Here is a 16,977-nt window from a genome sequence, read left to right as displayed (position 1 = left end):
CATGACGACGCTGTGTGGTACCGCCGATGGTGACGCGGCGAAAAGCCCCGCCACCCCGTGCAATGCAGCACGCGAAGGACGTCGACCGAACATCGGTCCGGTTGGCGCCGCGGTCCACTATCCCCGTCTGACGCGGCCGCGCGGTCACGCGCCCAAGCGTCCGGCAAGCGCGGTGCTCTTTTGTCTGCTGTGGACCGTGCTCCTTGCACCATCGTCGCGGTCGCTGTATGCAGCGGAGAACAGTGCGCGCCGTACCGCCCCCGCCAATGCCGCCATTGCCGCCATTGCTACCGACGCCGGCGACGTTTCCTTGCGTGGTTTCTCATTCGGGGTGATCGGCAATCTGCCGCGCAGCGAGGCCGAGATCGGTGCCGCCGATACCGTGCTGGCATCGCTCGCGCTGGGCGACGTTGCCTTCGTTATCGACGCCGGGAATATCAAGGGTGCCGATGAAAATTGCAGCGATCGACTTTACGAGCGCCGCTACGACTGGTTGCAACGCGCGCCACTGCCGGTGATTTTCCTGCCGGGCGAAAACGACTGGGTCGCCTGCGAGTACCTGGGCACGGATGCAAGCGACCCGGTCCAGCGACTGGACGCGTTGCGTGCGCGATTCTTTCCGGACAGTCGCTCGCTCGGTGCCGTCAAGCTATCGCTCAGCCGCCAGAGCAGCTATGCAGGGTTTCATGCTTACCGCGAAAACACCCGTTGGCGCGTGGGCGGCGTGACGTTTGCCACGCTCAGCGTGGTCGGCATGAACAACCACTACGTGCGCGACGGCGGGCGCAACGGGGAATTCGAGGATCGCACGGTGGCCAACCGTGTCTGGCTGGAGCGAACCGTTGCGCTGGCGCGCCGCGACCGCTCGCGCGCGCTCATCATCGTGGTCGGAGTCAATCCCTGGTCGAGCGCCCCCGCAGGCGAATGGCAGCGGTGGTGGCGGGCCCTGACCGGCGCCAGCATCGATCCCTATCGCGAACTGCGACGCGACCTGTTGAAAGCCGTCGACGCCTTCGATGGTCCGGTTTATCTGATCCACAGAATCAGTACGGCAAGCGCCGTGCTGCCGCCGTCGAATCGCAAGACCACCGCAGCCGGCACTGCGGTGGCCGGCCTGAGCGTCGCCGGATCGCATGCCGCCGCCTCCCGCTCGCCGTCTTCAGGGCCGGCAATCGCGAGCGCGCCGGCGCCTGCTGCCGACGACGTCAACGCGAACACGGACAGCGGCCTCGCGATCGTCAGCATCACCCGCGATGGCCCCCGCGCGACCAAGGCCGGCGCGGGAACATGGCACGGGCGGTTCGGGTGGTTACGCATCAGTCTGTCCGCCGGACGCGCGCCGACGACGAGTGCGCACTGGTACGGCCTCGACGCGTCGGCGGTGGCCAGTCGCAGCGAAACGGCGGCATCGCCTTTGCCGACTGCCGCCGACCGCGGCGCATTCTTTCCCGCGGTAAACGACGTGCTTGCGCCCGATCTTCCGCCGCTGCCCCCTTCCCGTCCCGGCCCGCGCTGAGCCGCCCCGAGCAATGCCCGTGCGTTCGCCGGCTCGGCAGTTCCGACGGTGAGCCGAGGCGTTCGGGATGAACGTCATGCCGTGGCGAGCACATGTTTCGCTGTTGCCTCATCCGCCACAGGGTGCCGTCCCGGCCAGCCCGCCAGCCCCGATCCCTTACCCCATCCACCTTTCCAGGCCAGCGCCGCTATTATCCGGCCCAAGAAAAACGTGTGACAGTCGCAACGGCATGGCTCAGAAAGGCGCGGAAACGCGGATAGTGCAGCGTCCGATTTAGTAATTTGTGCCACCCAAATGCCACCTCGGTAATAAGTTCGCGTCGAACTATTTTCTCGAGTGCTCCCGTCGCATCGAGCGCCATCTGCCACGCGTTCGGTTACAGCTTTCGGGTACACCGATAACCCGATGATTAGACTAGGAAATTTCAGGATGGGCGGCGCTGCCGCCCGCTCTGACTGCGAGCGCACCGACACTCAGGCGAAAGTCCGATTCTCCGTTGTAGAATCGTAAGGTCGTTTATTACTAAACATTACCGATTATGTGCGGTAGAACGACGGACCTATAACCGCGTTATCAGGGGACTACAACTAATGACAATCAAGAGTGCGTGTCTTGCCGCCGCCGTGGCCGCTTCGCTGACGGCTTGTGCAAATGGGGATTTGAGCAGCCTGAACAGCAATGCCTTGATGGCGTCGGGCGGACAGGCCTACAAGGCAATGTCGCTCTCCGCGAGCGATGTGAAGCAGTTGTCGGATCAGGCTTGCCAGCAGGAAGACAAGACGCACACCGTCGCGGCAGCAAACAGCAAATACCAGCAGCGTCTGAACCGGATCGCCTCGCAGCTCGGCAACGACATCAATGGCCAGCCGGTCAACTACAAGGTGTACATGACCAAGGACGTCAATGCGTGGGCGATGGCCAACGGCTGCGTGCGCGTGTATAGCGGCCTGATGGACATGATGAACGACGACGAAGTACGCGGCGTGGTCGGCCACGAAATGGGGCACGTCGCACTCGGCCACACGCAGCGTGCGATGCAGGTAGCGTATGCGACGACGGCCGCGCGCGGTCTGGCGGGAGCTTCGGGCAATAGCGTAGTGGCGTCGCTCTCGAACTCCCAGCTGGGCGCTCTGGCCGAAGCACTGGTGAACGCTCAGTTCTCGCAAAGCCAGGAGACGGCGGCCGACGACTATTCGTTCGACGCCCAGAAGAAGAAGGGACAAAACCCGCGTGGCCTGGTCACGGCGTTCCAGAAGCTCGCCAAGCTCGACAACGGTCAATCGAGCATGTTCAGCTCGCACCCGTCGTCGCCGGATCGTGCCCAACATATCGAGCAGCGTATCGCGAACGGGCAGTAAGTCGCGCAGCGGGCGCGGCCGCCAGGCCCGCTCGCGGCCCTCGTTTCGGTAATCGCAGCGCACCGCGCCAACTCGGCTGGCCGGTCTCCCGTCGCATCGAGAACAGCCCGGGCGGCGCCGCGATAAACCGTCCGAACGGCATCAAAAGAAAACGCTCGCGTCCTTCGACGCGAGCGTTTTCTTTTGTATCGAGCGCGCAGTCCTCTGCGCGCCTGGTCGCCGCCCGTCGCGGCAAACCACGTTGCAGTCAACGTCGACTCCAATGCGCGCGTAGCAAGCCGCGCAGTCAGTGCAGCGTCGGCGTTTTCGGCAGACTCGCAACGTCGTCGACATCGCCCTCGTCGCCTTCGTCCTCGTCGTAGTCGACCACTTCGAGCCCGTCTATGCCATGTGCGTGCTCATGCTCGATTTCTTCCGGCGTCGCTTCGCGCACTTCAACGACTTCGAGCGCGAAGCGCAGTGCCATGCCCGCAAGCGGGTGATTGCCGTCGAGCACGACCTTGTCTTCCGCGAGATCGGTCACCGTGTAGATCAGCCCGTCTTCGGCGTCATCCCCTTCGTCCGGCGTGCCTTCGAACTGCATGCCGACTTCCAGCGGCTCCGGAAAACGGGCACGCGGCTCGACCTTCACCAACTCGGGATCGTAGTCGCCGAACGCATCCTGCGGCTCCAATTGAAGCTCCGCGCGGTAACCGGTCTCTTGCCCGTCGAGCGCTTCCTCGATCTTGGGGAACGTGCCATCATAGCCGCCGTGCAAATACACCATCGGCTCGTCGCTCTCCTCGATCATATTGCCCTGCGCATCGGTCAGCCGATACGTCAGGCCGACGACGGTGTCTTTCTCGATCTTCATTTTCTTCTCCTGAACCTGGCCTACATTATACGATGCGCGTTGCGTCATCCCCGCTCGCGGCCTCCAATCGCACGGTCGAGCGTTACGCCACGCTGGCCGTCGACGCGCCGTTGCCCTGGCTCGCCGGCCTGAGTGCCGCACAGTTCATGAAACGGTACTGGCAGCGCCGGCCGCTGCTGGTCCGCAACGCCCTGCCTGAATTCGTCGACCGCTTCGACCCGCAGACCCTGTGCCAACTCGCATGCGATGACGACGTCGAAGCCCGCCTGATCAGTCAGCGCCGCAAACGCTGGCAGGTCGAATCCGGACCTTTTGAACCCGAACGCTTCGACGCGCTACCCGCGCGTGATTGGACAGTACTCGTGCAAGGTGTGAATCTGCATGACGAGGTCGCCGACGCATTGCTTGATCGATTCCGTTTTGTACCGAGTGCCCGCCTCGATGACGTGATGATCAGCGTCGCCGCGCCCGGTGGCGGGGTCGGCCCGCACTTCGACTCCTACGACGTGTTCCTGCTCCAGACCAAGGGACGCCGCCGCTGGCGAATTGGCGCGCAACAGGACCTCACGCTGCGCGACGGCGTGCCGCTGAAGCTGTTGGCCAACTTCGTCGCAGAGGAAGAGTATGTGTTGGAGCCCGGCGACATGCTCTACCTGCCGCCGAAATATGCGCATGACGGCGTGGCGCTGGACAACTGCGTGACATGCTCGATCGGCTTTCGCGCGCCGTCCTTGCAAGAATTGCAAGTGCAGTGCCTTTTTCGCTTGGGTGACCGCCTGAGCGACGCCGAGCCAGCGTTGTATCGCGACGCGGGTGCACCGGCGACGACAAGCCCGGGCCGGGTGCCCGAGCGCATGGCAAGCCAGCTGCGCGCCGCGATGCGCAAGCTCCGATTCGACGAACCCCTGCTGGCTGAAACGCTTGGGGTGTACTTGAGCGAACCGAAGGCGACCACCTTCTTCGATTCGCCCGACCGCCCTGCGCCCCTGGCCCGCTTCGTGCTCCACGCATCGCAGGTCGGAATCCGTGCCGACCGGAAGTCAATTCTGCTGTACGACGAACGGCATTTCTTCATCAACGGGGAAGCGCTGGCGCTGGACGAGTCGACCCGACATGCCTGGCAAACGTTGGCGAACAGTCGGCAACTCGAACCGACACTTTTTGTAACACTCGCTAACCAAACGTCGATAGTGCAGCAGATATACGGATGGTATCGTGCCGGATGGATAGGCTTTGCATGAGGCGGTTTCGAAGCCGTTGTCGTGAATGGCTTTGACCGATGCGGGCAGCGTCTCCAGTCGACTGTTTAGGTAGAAATGCCTATAATCTTTGGCTCAGCGACTGCATCGGATGTTTCACGCGGGGTGTCGCCGAGCGGTTGGGCGGTACTGGAACACACGAAACGCTTTACCTCGCGCTATTGCTTACCTTTAACCATAAAAGGACTAATCATGAACAAGACTCTCCTCGTAGCGATGATGGCAGGTGCGCTGGCTCTCGGCGCATGCGGCAAGAAGGAAGACACGAACGCTCCGGGCGCTGCCAGCGACGCCGCTGCCGCTTCGGCCGCTGCAACCGACGCGAATTCGGCTGCCGCTTCGGCCAGCATGGCTGCGTCGAGCGCTGCTGACGCTGCGAGCGATGCCGCTGCTTCGGCTTCGATGGCTGCTTCGTCGGCTTCGGACGCTGCTGCTGCTGCCCCCGCTTCGGGCGCGAGCCAGTAAGGCTGACGCACTGGCTGCCCTGCGCAGCCGGTAGCGAAAAGGCGTGTCATCTCCGGATGACGCGCCTTTTGTCTTTTCGGGTCCGCCGACTGTGTCGCTGCCGCACAGCGGCGGGCATCGGAAGGTTGGGCGCGATTGCGGTGAGGTCAGCGGCCACTCATCCGAGTCGTGGCCAGCCCTGCGCAGGCGTTGGTTCGTCCCTCACTTCGCTCGCACCCGCTTGAGCGTGCGATTCGCGCCACACTGTACGGCGTTCTTGCATTTGAAAACAAGAAAGGGACGAACGGAACCAGGACAGTTCGAGCCAGCAAGAAGTCATGCCCTCGCTTGAATCGCGTACGATGTCGCCGCGTCCAAAAGCGCCGAAGCGCCAACGCCACACAGCCATACAGCGACAAAGCGATAAAGCGGCAACGGGCATTGCAGCGTGCTGCGGCTGAGCGTGCGCGACGGGGTCATTAACGACTGTCGCTCAAGCCGTCGTTCTCGGAGATTCGCGCCGTCGACCACTTGCGCTCCGATACGCCCGTCGGGCAACGCGCGGAACGCGCGCTGCGCAATGCCTCAGGCAATCGACAACCAGTCGAACCCGTCCGCCTGCGACGCCACCAGAATGTCGCCCGCATGCGCGCCGAGCGCGCCCGCCAGCGCCGCTTGCGCCAGGCCAGCCTGGTTGTTCTCGGCGCTGAGGTGGGCCGCCACGACGTGCCGCAATGCGCCGTGTGCAAGCGCCGCCAGAATCTCCGCCGCGGCGTCATTGGCGAGGTGGCCGTGACTGCCACCGATACGCGCCTTCAACATCGGCGGGTATCGGCCATTGCTCAGCATCTCACGGTCGTGATTGCACTCGAGAATCAATGCGTCGCAACGCGACAGCGTTTCGACGATATGGGGCGTGCCGATGCCAACGTCGGTCAGCACGCCGAGTCGTCGCGCGCCGTCTGAGAAGGTGAATTGCAGCGGTTCGCGCGCGTCGTGCGGCACGGTGTAGGGGTGCACGTCGAGATCGCCGATGCGCAGTGCTTCGCCGGCCTCGATGATGCGCAGATCGACCTTCGCATCGACGGCGCGCGTGGCGAGGGCCGTTCCCCAACTCATATAGACCGGTAGGCCGGTCTTGCGGGCCAGCGACAGCGCGCCGCCGATATGATCGCTGTGTTCGTGCGTGATCAGGATGCCCTGCAGTTGGTCCGGCGTCAGGGCTGCACGTTCGAGACGCCGGACCGCCTCGCGCATCGAGAAGCCACAATCGAGCAGCACGCGTGTCGTGGTACTGCCTTCGCTGCCCTCCACGACCAGCGCATTGCCGTCACTGCCACTGCCAAGACTGGAAAAACGCACGCAGCGCCGCCTCAGCTGAGCTGGTTCTTCAGCGCGGCCACGATGCGCTGTGCATCCGACGAACCGTCCGGATTGCCGCTTTCGTCGAGCACGCTGACGCGCGTGCGCCCGCTTGCGTCGGCACGCACTGCCACGCGGTACTGACGCGTCTCGTCCTGCTTGGTCGGCTTGCGGCCGAACAGCTTGCTGAACAGGCCGTTCTGGTCCACTTCCTCGTTCGGATTTGCATAGCGCACCACGAACACGCCCGTCGCGCGATCGCTGCGGTCAACCACGAAATTGCTGCGGTCGAGCGCCAGGCCAACGCGCAGCCACGCGCGATCGACCGGCTCGGTCAGCACCAGGCCGTTCGCATCGGTCGAGACGATGCGCTCGCCTGCATTCGCCTGCCGCGGATTGTCCGCGAGTTGCTTCGCACGCTCCGCGCTGACACCGAATTTTTCGGCGAGCAATTGCAGGAAGGCGTTTTCGAGCTGCGGGTTGCGCGGCCGTTCGACCCAACGCGACGATTCCTGGTAGCGCCCGGTCAATACTTCCTCCATACCGCGATGGGTGATGAAGATTTCAGTGCCGCCGTCCGGCGTGCGCTCGACACGCGTGCGGAACTTGTCGCGCGTCCCGGAGGAGTACGCCCAGTCCAGCAACTTGCCGACCGTCTTGCGGAACCAGTCGTTCGGAATGTTCGCGCGGTTCTCGGCCCAGTCGGTTTCCAGCACGCCGGTCGCCGGTGCGTCGGTGACCACGGCGAAGCCGTTGGCTTCCCAGAACGCTTTCAGATCGCCCCAGAGCTGATCGGGATCGCGTCCGTCGACCACCAGCCAACGTTGGTTGCCGTCGTACTCAAAGTGCATGCCGTATGGATCGGACGCAGTCGGCACGCCAAGCGTGGTGCCGCCGTCAGGCGTCTGCGACAGCCGGGGGTTGCTGCCAAGTCCGGCGGTGCTCGGCGGCGCGACATAGCGCTGCTTGTTCGCTTGCACGTCGCTGAGCCCGGGCGGTACGACCAGATTCGGGGCGGTCCCCGCGTCCTTGTACTTCACGCGATCGCCCTGCAGCATGTCGCTCACGCTACTGCAGCCGCAGAGCGTGGCAACCAGCGTCGCAGCGGCGAGGGTCGTCAAACGACGGTCGTTACGTTTCATGAGGGAGTTGATCAGACGGGAACGAAAGGCGGTCGACTTGACCGCGGCAAGGATGCCGCGGCGCGACGGAGAGACCAGACCGACGGCCGCGCATGCGACGCAACCGTGCGGCCAAGCGCGGACTCAGGCAATGCCGGCCTCGGCCAGCGCGGCGCCCAGGACGTCCTGCCCCGCAGCGGCCAGCGGCGTCAGCGGCAAACGGATGCCCGCGCCGATCCGGCCCATGCGGTGCAAGGCCCACTTGGCTGGAATCGGATTCGCCTCGATGAACAGCGCGCGGTGCAGCGACAGCAACTGGAAGTGCAGCCGGCGCGCTTCGGCGACGTCGCCGGCCATCGCCGCGACGCACAGCGCATGCATCTGCGCCGGTGCGACGTTGGCGGTCACGGAGATGTTGCCCTGCCCGCCGAGCAGCATCAGCGCGACGGCCGTCAGGTCGTCGCCGCTGTAGATTGCGAAGTCGGCCGGCGCGCGCTTGATGAGCTCGGCGCCGCGATCGATGTTGCCGGTCGCGTCCTTGACGCCGATGATGCCGGGCACCTGGGCCAGGCGCAGCAGCGTTTCGTTGCTCGCATCCGCGACCGTCCGGCCCGGCACGTTGTAAAGGATCACCGGCAGGTCGACGCGCTCGGCGATGGTGCGGAAGTGGCGATAGATCCCTTCCTGGCCGGGCTTGTTGTAATACGGTACAACCTGCAGCGTGGCATCCGCGCCGACCGACTTCGCGTAATCCGTCAGCTCGATCGCCTCGGCGGTCGAATTGCCGCCGGCGCCCGCGATCACCGGGATGCGGCCGGCGACGTGATCGACGGCCAGCTTGATCATTTCGCGGTGCTCCTCGACCGGCAGCGTCGGCGATTCGCCGCTCGTGCCGACGATGACGATCGCGTCGGTGCCGGATTCGACATGCCAGTCGAGCAGCGACTTCAGCGACGGCAGATCGAGCGTGCCGTCTTCATGCATCGGCGTCACGATTGCGACGATGCTGCCTTGGATACGATTTTCGCTGGTCATGGCGCGGTGTCTGGAACAGATGCGATGTCGGATTGTAACGGATGGCGGAACGGACCGGCGCATGGCGGGCCCGCGCCGTTCATCTTTGGTAATAGAAAGCAGAGAGCGCCGCGCGCCAATCGCCTGGCGAACCGGTCCGTCCAGCCCGCCGGGGCCGCCTGGCCCGTTCGGTCAGTCCGGCAAAGCCGGACCCGGCGACCTCGCTCAGCGATAGCCGATGCCCATCACCTCGCGCACTTCGCGCATGGTCTCCTGCGCCGCCTCGCGCGCCTTGTCGCAGCCGTTCGCGACGATCGCGCGCAGCAGTTGCGGATCGTCGAGGTAAGGCTGGGCGCGTTCGAGCATCGGCTGCTGCTCGGCGAGAATGCCGTCGATCACCGGCTGCTTGCATTCGATGCAACCGATGCCGGCAGTCCGGCAGCCCTGCTGCACCCATTCCTTCGTGCTGTCGTCCGAATAGACGCGGTGCAGTTGCCACACCGGGCACTTCTCCGGCTCGCCCGGGTCCGTGCGGCGCACGCGCGCCGGATCGGTCGGCATCGTGCGCACCTTCTTTTCGATCGACGTTTTGTCCTCGCGCAGGCCGATCGCATTGCCATAGGATTTGGACATCTTCTGTCCGTCCAGGCCCGGCATGCGCGACGCCTCGGTCAACAGGATCTGCGGCTCCGGCAGGATCACCCGCCGCGCGCCTTCCAAGTAACCGAACAGACGCTCTCGATCGTGCATCGACAGGCTGTGCGACTCGTGGAGCATCGCCCGCGCCTGCTCCAGCGCCTCGTCGTCCCCTTCCTGCTGGTACGCGGTGCGCAGCTTGAAATAGAGCTTGGCGCGCTTGCCACCCAGCTTCTTCGCCGCATCCTGCGCCTTTTCCTCGAAACCCGGCTCGGTCCCGTACATATTGTTGAAACGGCGCGCCAGTTCGCGCGCGATTTCAAGATGCGGTGCCTGGTCCTCGCCCACCGGCACCAGGTTGGCGCGGTACAGCAGGATGTCGGCAGTCATCAGCAGCGGATAGCCGAGGAAGCCATAGGTCGTCAGGTCGCGGCCGCGCTCGCGCAGTTTCTCGATCTGCTCCTTGTAGGTTGGCACCCGTTCAAGCCAGCCAAGCGGCGTGCTCATGCCAAGGAGCAGCGCGAGCTCGGAATGCTCGGGCACACGGCTCTGGATGAACAGGGTTGCGCTTTGCGGATCGATGCCCGCGGCCAGCCAGTCGATCAGCACGTCCCAGACGTGTTGCTCGATCACCTCCGGGGACTCGTAATGCGTGGTCAGCGCGTGCAGGTCGACCACGCTGAAATAGCACGGATACTCGTTCTGCAGCCGGACCCAGTTTTTCAAGACCCCGTGGTAATGGCCGAGGTGCAGCGTACCGGTCGGTCGCATGCCGGAGAAGATACGGTCGGGATACATGTTCAGTGGGCCAGGGCGACGAGGGAAACGAGAGGCGTGAGCAGCAGGTTCACGAAGCCGTAGAAGACATTGACCAGCGGCGAAAGCCAGTACGGCACGAACACATGCGTCATGACGAGAACCATGACGATGATGAAGCCGAACGGCTCCAGTCGCCCGAAAGTGATCGCCTGTCGCGCCGGCAGCAGGCTCGTCACGATGCGTCCGCCGTCCAGCGGCGGCAGCGGAAAGAGGTTGAAGGCGGCGATGACCAGGTTCACCAACACGCCGGCCGACGCCATTTTCACGAAGAATGCCTCCTGCACGCCGGCCGCCTGCAGGCCGAGCGCCAGAATGCCCCACAGCAGCGATTGCACCAGATTCGAGGCCGGCCCGGCTGCCGCGACCAGCATCGCGTGCCAGCGCGGATTGCGCAAGCGATCGAACATGACCGGCACCGGCTTCGCATAGCCGAACAGAAAGGCCCCGCCCGTCAACAGGTACAGCACTACCGGCATGGCGATGGTACCCAGCGGATCGATGTGCCGCGCCGGGTTCAGACTGACGCGGCCGAGCATATAGGCCGTCGAATCGCCGAAAAGCCGCGCTGCGTAGGCATGCGCGGCTTCATGCAGGGTGATTGCGAAGAGCACTGGCAGCGCATAGACCGCCAGGTTCTGGATGAGGTTATCGAACATTTGCGCGCATTGTAACAACACCCGGGCGCTCGCATAAGCCGGACGGCCGGCTCCGGCGCCGCGACCGGGCACGCGGGGCGGTGTCGGGCGTCCGTTGCGATGGCCTGGCCGAAGCAATCACAGCACCGTCGGCACCAGCGGCCCTTGCGGGTGCCGCCGCTCTCGGCGAGGCGCGAATGCGGTACAGGCGGCGTGGGCGGCCGGGGTTGGCTGCCCGAATGCCTCGGTGCGCGGGCGGCGCTCGGAGGGCGTCACGTTGCTGTCGGGCCGGCGCTGGGTTGCTGCCGGGTTGCTGCCGGGTTGCTGCCGGGTCGGCGCTGGGCCGGCGGGCGTGGCGAGACATCGCATGCCATCAAGGCCGCGCCGTGCTGGCCCAGCCTGCAAGCACCGTTGCGATTCCGGACCGAACGGCGCCGTCAGGCGCTCAGACCGAACGGTTCGAGCGCGCCCCGGCCGGCGCGCACCAGCTGTGGACTGGCGCCAGTCAGATCGATCACCGTCGACGGTTCGGCCGCACACGCCCCACCGTCGATCACCAGTTCGATCTGTTTTTCGAGCCGCTCGCGGATGGCCTCGGGGTCGTTCAGCGGCTCGTCGTCCGGTGGCAGAATCAGCGTCGACGCGATCAATGGCTGGCCCAGGGTTTCGAGCAACGCCTGGGTGAGCGGATGCGAAGGCACCCGCAGGCCAATGGTCTTGCGCGACGGATGCGACAGCCGGCGCGGCACCTCGCGCGTCGCTTCGAGCACGAACACGTAGGGCCCCGGCGTCACCGACTTGATCAGCCGGTATTGCTGGTTGTCCACCATCGCAAAGTTCGCCAATTCCGACAGGTCGCGCACTAGCAGCGACAGATGCTGTCGATCGTCGATACCGCGCAGCCGCCGCAGCCGGTCGACCGCCTGACGATCGTCCAGGTGGCAGACCAGCGCATAGCACGAGTCGGTCGGCAACGCGACCAGACCGCCGGCGGCCAGGATTTCGGATGCCTGCTTGATCAACCGAGGCTGCGGGTTGTCCGGATGAATCTTGAAGAATTGCGCCATGTTCGTCCTCGTCGTCGGCACCCGGACAGCGCGGCGCGCGCCGCAGGGCGCCAGCCGGGCTCGGGCGAGCCGTCACGCAGTGTAAGGGTCGATGCAACGGCCGAGCGGTGCTGCTTGCGGATCGTGGCCGTCACCGGCCCTCTGCTGTCGCAAGATCAGAGCCACTGCGCCCAGACCGGCGTCAGGTCGCGCGGCAACGCCGGCAACGTGCCCGGCTCGGCGCGTGTCTCGCCGGGGCCATGGAAGTCCGAACCGCGCGAGGCCAGAAAGCCATAGTGTCTGGCGACGTCAGCGTACTCGTCGTACTGGTCCGGCGTATGACTGCCGGTCACGACCTCGATCGCGGTGCCGCCAGCCTTGCGGAATTCGCCGAAGAAAACGTCGAACTCCAGCGGCGTGAAATCGTAGCGGCCGGGATGCGCGACGATGGCCGCGCCGCCGGACGCCAGGATCCAGCCGACGGCATCCGCCAGCCGCGACCAGCGATGCGGCACGCAGGCGGCGCGCCCGTCGCCCAGGTAGCGGGAAAACGCCGTCTGCAGGTCCGCCACGACGCCGCGCTCGACCATCCAACGCGCGAAATGCGTGCGCGAGATCAGATCGGGATTGCCGACATGCGCAAGCGCGCCGTCGAACGCGCCGGCGATACCCAGACTCGCGAGACGTTCGCCGATCTCCTGCGCCCGCCGGGTTCTGCCCGAGCGGGCATGCACCAGGCCTTCGTTGAGAACCGCCGAGGTCGGGTCGACATTCATGCCGACAATGTGAACCGTGCGCCCCGCCCAGGTTACCGAGATTTCGACGCCGGGCAGGTAACGCATGCCCAGTCGGCGCGCCGCGGCGGCCGCCTCGGCCTGGCCGGACAACTCATCATGGTCGGTCAACGACCACAGCGCCACGCCGTTGCGCGCGGCAAGCGCCGCCACCGCGGCCGGCGCGAGTGTTCCGTCGGACGCGGTTGAATGGCAGTGCAGATCGGCGTTGAGTGCGCTTGGCATGCTCCGATTTTAGTACAGCGCACCCGAAGCCGTCGGCTGCGGGTCGGCTGCGGGTCGGCTGCGGGTCGGCTGCGGGTCGGCTGCAGGTCGGCTAGTGGTGGCCCGTGGAGCGCTTCCCTAGCGCTGGCCGCCCCCATCCTCGGCGAGCAGGAACGCCCGGATGCTGGCGGCGACTGCTTCGGGTTGATCCAGATGGACCATGTGGCCCGCGTCCTCGATCCATTGTTGCCGGCGCTCACGCAGCGCTTCGAAGCGTTGCCTGAACGCAGGCTCGGGCACGTCTCCGGCCAACTGTCGCAGCGTGCCGCTGTCGCGCCCTTCCACCAGCAGCACCGGCGCTGTCACTGCGCCCCAGACCGCCAGCGTCTCGTCGAGCCGATAGGGCCGGCCCGCATGCGCGCGGTGCGCCGGATCGCCGCGCGGCGTGACGATGTCGCCGACGCGCACGCCGCGCTGGCGCGCCAACAGCCGCGCCCGTTCCGCACCGAGCCGCGGATTGTCGCGAAGGAGCCGGTCGGCCAGCGCGTCGAACGACGGATAGGTACGCCAGGCATGCGGCTGCGCGCGCTGGTCGAGCCACTCCGCCAGCCGGGCCGGCGCCCTCGAAGCCGGCTGGTCGCCGACGCCGAACCCTTCGAGGGCGACCACCCGGCGCACCCGCGCGGGACGCACGCCCGCGTAATGCAGTGCGACGTTGGCGCCCATGCTATGGCCGACCAGCGCGATCGGCTCGCGCGGGCTGTAGTGAGCGACGAGCTGATCCAGGTCGGCCAGGTAATCCTGGAACGCGTAGTGGCTGGCGTGGCCAGCGGCCACCGGCCAGTCGCTCAGGCCGAAGCCGCGCGCATCCGGCGCCAGGACGCGGCACTGCCCGGCCAATGCGTCGACGACGAACTGGAAGCTGGCCGACACGTCCATCCAGCCGTGCAGCAACCACACCGTCGGCGTCGCCGTGCCCGCGTCGCGCGGCTCCCAGCGCCGGACATGAACCGTCAGTTCCCGCAGGCGGACAAAGTCGCTGTGACTATCGCGCATCGTCGTCCGCTCCGCCAACCCTACCGACGAGCGCGCCGGCACTGGTGCGGTTCGGCTCGCCCGTCAGTGCCGCCAATTCGTCGTCGTCGAAACCGGCCTGCCGGCGCGCCGCCAGATTGAACGGCCCCTTCGGCCGGGGCGCCCCGTAGCGCTGCGCCAAGCTCTCATACAGCGCCAGCGGCGCCACGCCGGCGCGCGCGGCGAGATGGCGAAACCATCGATTGCCGATCGCGACGTGGCCAATCTCATCGCGCAGAATCACGTCGAGGATCGCGGCCGACTCATGGTCGCCCGCCTGGGCGAGCTTCGCGCGGATCGGCGGCGAGGCATCGAGGCCGCGCGCTTCGAGCGTGCGCGGCACGATTGCCATCCGCGCCAGCACCTCGCCCCGCGTTTTCAGCGCCATTTCCCACAGCCCGTCGTGCGCGGGAAAGTCGCCATATGCGTGTCCGAGGGCTGCCAGGCGGTCTTGGAGCAAGGTGAAGTGAAACGCTTCCTCGCCGGCCACGCCCAGCCAGTCGCGGTAGAACGCCTCGGGCAGGCCATCGAAGCGCGCCACCGCGTCCAGTGCCAGATCGATCGCATTGAATTCGATATGCGCCAAAGCGTGCAGCAAGGCGGCGCGTCCGGCCACGCTCGACATGCTGCGCCGCTCCAGCTCGCGAGGCGACACCAGCCGTGGCCGCTCGGGCCGGCCGGGCCAGTCCGACGGCGTCAGCGACTCGTCGGCACCGATTGGCAACCGCGACGTGGCGAGCGCACGCGCGGCCGCCACCTTGGCCTCGGGTTCGGACCGAGCCAGCGCCAACAGCGCCGCCCTGCGGGCGGTCGACGCGCCGGCCAGTGGCGCATCCGGCGGCAAAACATGCAAGGCGGGCGGGGAAAGATCGAAGGAATCGTTCAAGGGTTGAACGGCGGCGCCGGTGACATTCAGTAACGAAGCAGCATGGCGACACCGGCGACATTGCCGCGTCTCGCCCGCCCCGGCGGCTACAATATTGAGATTACGCCGGGCAGGCCCATATTGTAGAGCAGCCACTGCCGAGATCGTTCTGCACGCGGCAGCCGCATGCAGAACGGGGCCGCCGCATGGACGACCGCTGCATGGAGGACGTCCACGCCGCATTGGGGGACGAGCGCGCTGTCGCTCAAAGCGACGACGCTGCACGAACGACGACCGCGCTGCCGCATTGGCGACGGCGCCGCCACTGGGAGACCGAGTGACTATTTACGCCATCGGCGACATACAGCCGAGCATCGATCCGACTGCCTATGTTGCCGCCGAGGCCACGGTCATCGGCAACATCGCCCTCGCCGCGGAAGCCAGCGTCTGGCCGCAGGCGGTGCTGCGCGGCGACAACGACCTGATTTCCGTCGGCCGGCGCAGCAACGTCCAGGACGGAGCCGTCCTGCACACCGACGACGGCACGCCGTTGACCCTGGGCGAAGGCGTGACCATCGGCCATCAGGCGATGCTGCACGGCTGCACGATCGGCGACAACACGCTGATCGGCATCCAGGCGGTGGTGCTGAACCGGGCGGTGATTGGCGAGAACTCGTTGGTCGGCGCCGGCGCACTCGTCACCGAAGGCAAGCAGTTCCCGCCCGGATCGCTGATCCTCGGCACGCCGGCGCGTGTCGCCCGGGCGCTGACCGAGGCCGAAATTGCCGGACTGCGCCACAGCGCGGACGGCTACGTGGCGCGTGGCGCGCTGTTCCGCGACCAGCTTCGCGCGATCGGTTGACGCCGACGGGCAGCGCCCACCTCGCATAACGTATTTGACAGGATTGAAGTCGTGACCGATCAACTGCAGAAATTCATGTTCGACAAGGCGCCGGTCCGGGGCGAAATCGTCTCCCTGGAGGACACCTGGCGCGAAGTGCTGGCGCGTCACGATTACCCGCCGGCCATCGTACGCCTGCTGGGCGAGATGATGGCCGCCGCCGCCCTTCTGTCGGCCACGCTCAAGTTCGACGGCTCGCTGATCATTCAGATCCACGGCGACGGCCCGGTGCGAATGCTCGTCGTGCAATGCGATTCCGAGCTGAACATGCGCGCGACCGCTACGCTGGCCGACGGCGACGTCCAGATCGATGACGACGCGACCCTGACCGCGCTGGTCAACGTGGGCGGCGGCGGACGCTGCGCGATCACCCTCGATCCGCGCGACAAGCAGCGCGGTCAGCAGGCCTATCAAGGCATCGTGCCGCTCTCCGACGACGACCATCCGGAAGCGGGCGTGGCGACGGTCCTGCAGCAGTACATGCGCAGGTCGGAGCAGCTCGACACGCGCATCTGGCTCGCCGCCGACGACAAGCGCGCGGTCGGCATGATGCTGCAGAAAATGCCGGGTGACGGCGGTATCGCGCTGCCCGCCGACGAGCTGGACGCCGACACGTGGGACCGCGTCTGCCACCTGGGCGCCACGCTGTCAGCAGAGGAATTGCTCGGCACGGACAGCGACCGCGTGCTGAAGCGGTTGTTCTGGGAAGAGACGCTGCGTTACTTCGAGCCGAACCAGGCGCGCTTCAAGTGCACCTGTTCGCGGCTGAAGGTCGCGAACATGCTGCGCATGCTGGGCCGCGAGGAAGTGGACGGCATCATCGAGGAGCGCGGCGAAGTCGAGACGCATTGCGACTTCTGCAACCAACGCTATGCGTTCGACGCGGTGGACGTGGCGCAGGTCTTCGCCAGCGCCACCGAAGCCGGCAGCGTGACGCCTGCATCGGAGCAGCGCCACTAAAGGTTCACCGGACGCCGTCGCCGACGGACGTCAATGAAGCAAATGTCCCGCGGCGCTCGCCGCCCGGGACCTCTGTCGGCCGCCCGTGCGGCCGTCCCGATCGAGCAGAGGCTCAT

At 66.1% G+C, this 16,977-nt stretch carries 16 protein-coding genes; 6 read left to right on the top strand and 10 right to left on the bottom strand.

The window, feature by feature from the left end; all coding sequences use genetic code 11:
• The first annotated feature begins 1 nt into the window (after position 1).
• Both BLU54_RS13475 and loiP read left to right on the top strand, forming a co-directional pair.
• Entirely contained in the window at positions 2 to 1,516 is a 1,515-nt protein-coding gene (locus tag BLU54_RS13475) for a hypothetical protein (protein ID WP_091909174.1), read from the top strand.
• Between the two features lie 590 nt (positions 1,517 to 2,106).
• The gene (loiP, locus tag BLU54_RS13470; RefSeq protein ID WP_091909170.1) at positions 2,107 to 2,874 is read left to right on the top strand and encodes a metalloprotease LoiP; all 768 of its coding nucleotides are present in this window, start codon (positions 2,107 to 2,109) and stop codon (positions 2,872 to 2,874) included.
• Between the two features lie 286 nt (positions 2,875 to 3,160).
• Here loiP and BLU54_RS13465 read toward each other — a convergent pair whose 3' ends face one another.
• On the bottom strand, positions 3,161 to 3,727 hold the full coding sequence (locus BLU54_RS13465) for an FKBP-type peptidyl-prolyl cis-trans isomerase (protein ID WP_091909168.1): 567 nt from the start codon (positions 3,725 to 3,727) through the stop codon (positions 3,161 to 3,163).
• 32 nt (positions 3,728 to 3,759) lie between these two features.
• On the opposite strand from BLU54_RS13465, the gene BLU54_RS13460 reads away from it, so the two are divergent.
• Together BLU54_RS13460 and BLU54_RS23775 are read left to right on the top strand one after the other, a co-directional pair.
• Complete coding sequence (locus BLU54_RS13460) at positions 3,760 to 4,968, top strand: cupin domain-containing protein (RefSeq protein WP_091909166.1); 1,209 nt, start codon at positions 3,760 to 3,762, stop codon at positions 4,966 to 4,968.
• Positions 4,969 to 5,178: 210 nt separating this feature from the next.
• Positions 5,179 to 5,451, top strand: coding sequence for a hypothetical protein (locus BLU54_RS23775; RefSeq protein WP_091909164.1), 273 nt, complete (start codon positions 5,179 to 5,181; stop codon positions 5,449 to 5,451).
• 564 nt (positions 5,452 to 6,015) lie between these two features.
• Here the strand turns inward: BLU54_RS23775 and BLU54_RS13450 are convergent.
• The 9 genes from BLU54_RS13450 to BLU54_RS13410 all read right to left on the bottom strand — a co-directional run bounded on the left by BLU54_RS13450 (position 6,016) and on the right by BLU54_RS13410 (position 14,979).
• A complete protein-coding gene (locus BLU54_RS13450; RefSeq protein WP_091909161.1) occupies positions 6,016 to 6,792 on the bottom strand; it encodes an MBL fold metallo-hydrolase in 777 nt (258 codons plus the stop codon).
• A gap of 11 nt (positions 6,793 to 6,803) precedes the next feature.
• Complete coding sequence (gene bamC, locus BLU54_RS13445) at positions 6,804 to 7,934, bottom strand: outer membrane protein assembly factor BamC (protein ID WP_091909158.1); 1,131 nt, start codon at positions 7,932 to 7,934, stop codon at positions 6,804 to 6,806.
• 123 nt (positions 7,935 to 8,057) lie between these two features.
• Positions 8,058 to 8,948 carry a 4-hydroxy-tetrahydrodipicolinate synthase gene (gene dapA / locus BLU54_RS13440; protein WP_091909154.1) on the bottom strand — a complete coding sequence of 297 codons (891 nt, stop codon included), beginning with the start codon at positions 8,946 to 8,948 and terminating at the stop codon, positions 8,058 to 8,060.
• A 204-nt stretch (positions 8,949 to 9,152) separates the two neighbouring features.
• Positions 9,153 to 10,361 (bottom strand): tryptophan--tRNA ligase, encoded by a 1,209-nt coding sequence (locus BLU54_RS13435; protein WP_091909151.1) that lies wholly within the window; start codon positions 10,359 to 10,361, stop codon positions 9,153 to 9,155.
• 2 nt (positions 10,362 to 10,363) lie between these two features.
• Positions 10,364 to 11,038 carry a site-2 protease family protein gene (locus BLU54_RS13430; protein WP_091909148.1) on the bottom strand — a complete coding sequence of 225 codons (675 nt, stop codon included), beginning with the start codon at positions 11,036 to 11,038 and terminating at the stop codon, positions 10,364 to 10,366.
• A 416-nt stretch (positions 11,039 to 11,454) separates the two neighbouring features.
• The gene (locus tag BLU54_RS13425) at positions 11,455 to 12,084 is read right to left on the bottom strand and encodes an L-threonylcarbamoyladenylate synthase (protein WP_091909145.1); all 630 of its coding nucleotides are present in this window, start codon (positions 12,082 to 12,084) and stop codon (positions 11,455 to 11,457) included.
• A gap of 155 nt (positions 12,085 to 12,239) precedes the next feature.
• Complete coding sequence (locus tag BLU54_RS13420; protein WP_091909142.1) at positions 12,240 to 13,082, bottom strand: PHP domain-containing protein; 843 nt, start codon at positions 13,080 to 13,082, stop codon at positions 12,240 to 12,242.
• Between the two features lie 117 nt (positions 13,083 to 13,199).
• Entirely contained in the window at positions 13,200 to 14,117 is a 918-nt protein-coding gene (locus BLU54_RS13415) for an alpha/beta fold hydrolase (RefSeq protein ID WP_091909139.1), read from the bottom strand.
• Positions 14,107 to 14,979: a ferritin-like domain-containing protein gene (locus BLU54_RS13410; RefSeq protein ID WP_235837955.1), complete on the bottom strand. Its 873-nt coding sequence runs from the start codon at positions 14,977 to 14,979 to the stop codon at positions 14,107 to 14,109. The genes BLU54_RS13415 and BLU54_RS13410 overlap by 11 nt, the downstream gene beginning before the upstream one ends.
• 358 nt (positions 14,980 to 15,337) lie before the next feature.
• Here BLU54_RS13410 and BLU54_RS13405 point away from each other — a divergent pair, with 358 nt between their 5' ends.
• Positions 15,338 to 15,862, top strand: a complete 525-nt coding sequence (locus tag BLU54_RS13405; RefSeq protein WP_091909133.1) for a gamma carbonic anhydrase family protein — start codon at positions 15,338 to 15,340, stop codon at positions 15,860 to 15,862.
• A gap of 51 nt (positions 15,863 to 15,913) precedes the next feature.
• Positions 15,914 to 16,861, top strand: a complete 948-nt coding sequence (hslO, locus tag BLU54_RS13400) for an Hsp33 family molecular chaperone HslO (protein WP_091909129.1) — start codon at positions 15,914 to 15,916, stop codon at positions 16,859 to 16,861.
• Positions 16,862 to 16,977 lie beyond the last annotated feature (116 nt).

The sequence above is a fragment of the Chitinasiproducens palmae genome (assembly GCF_900095735.1).
GTDB lineage: Bacteria > Pseudomonadota > Gammaproteobacteria > Burkholderiales > Burkholderiaceae > Chitinasiproducens > Chitinasiproducens palmae.
Note: the sequence above shows the minus strand (reverse complement) of the source record. Positions and strands in the feature narration are given on the sequence as shown.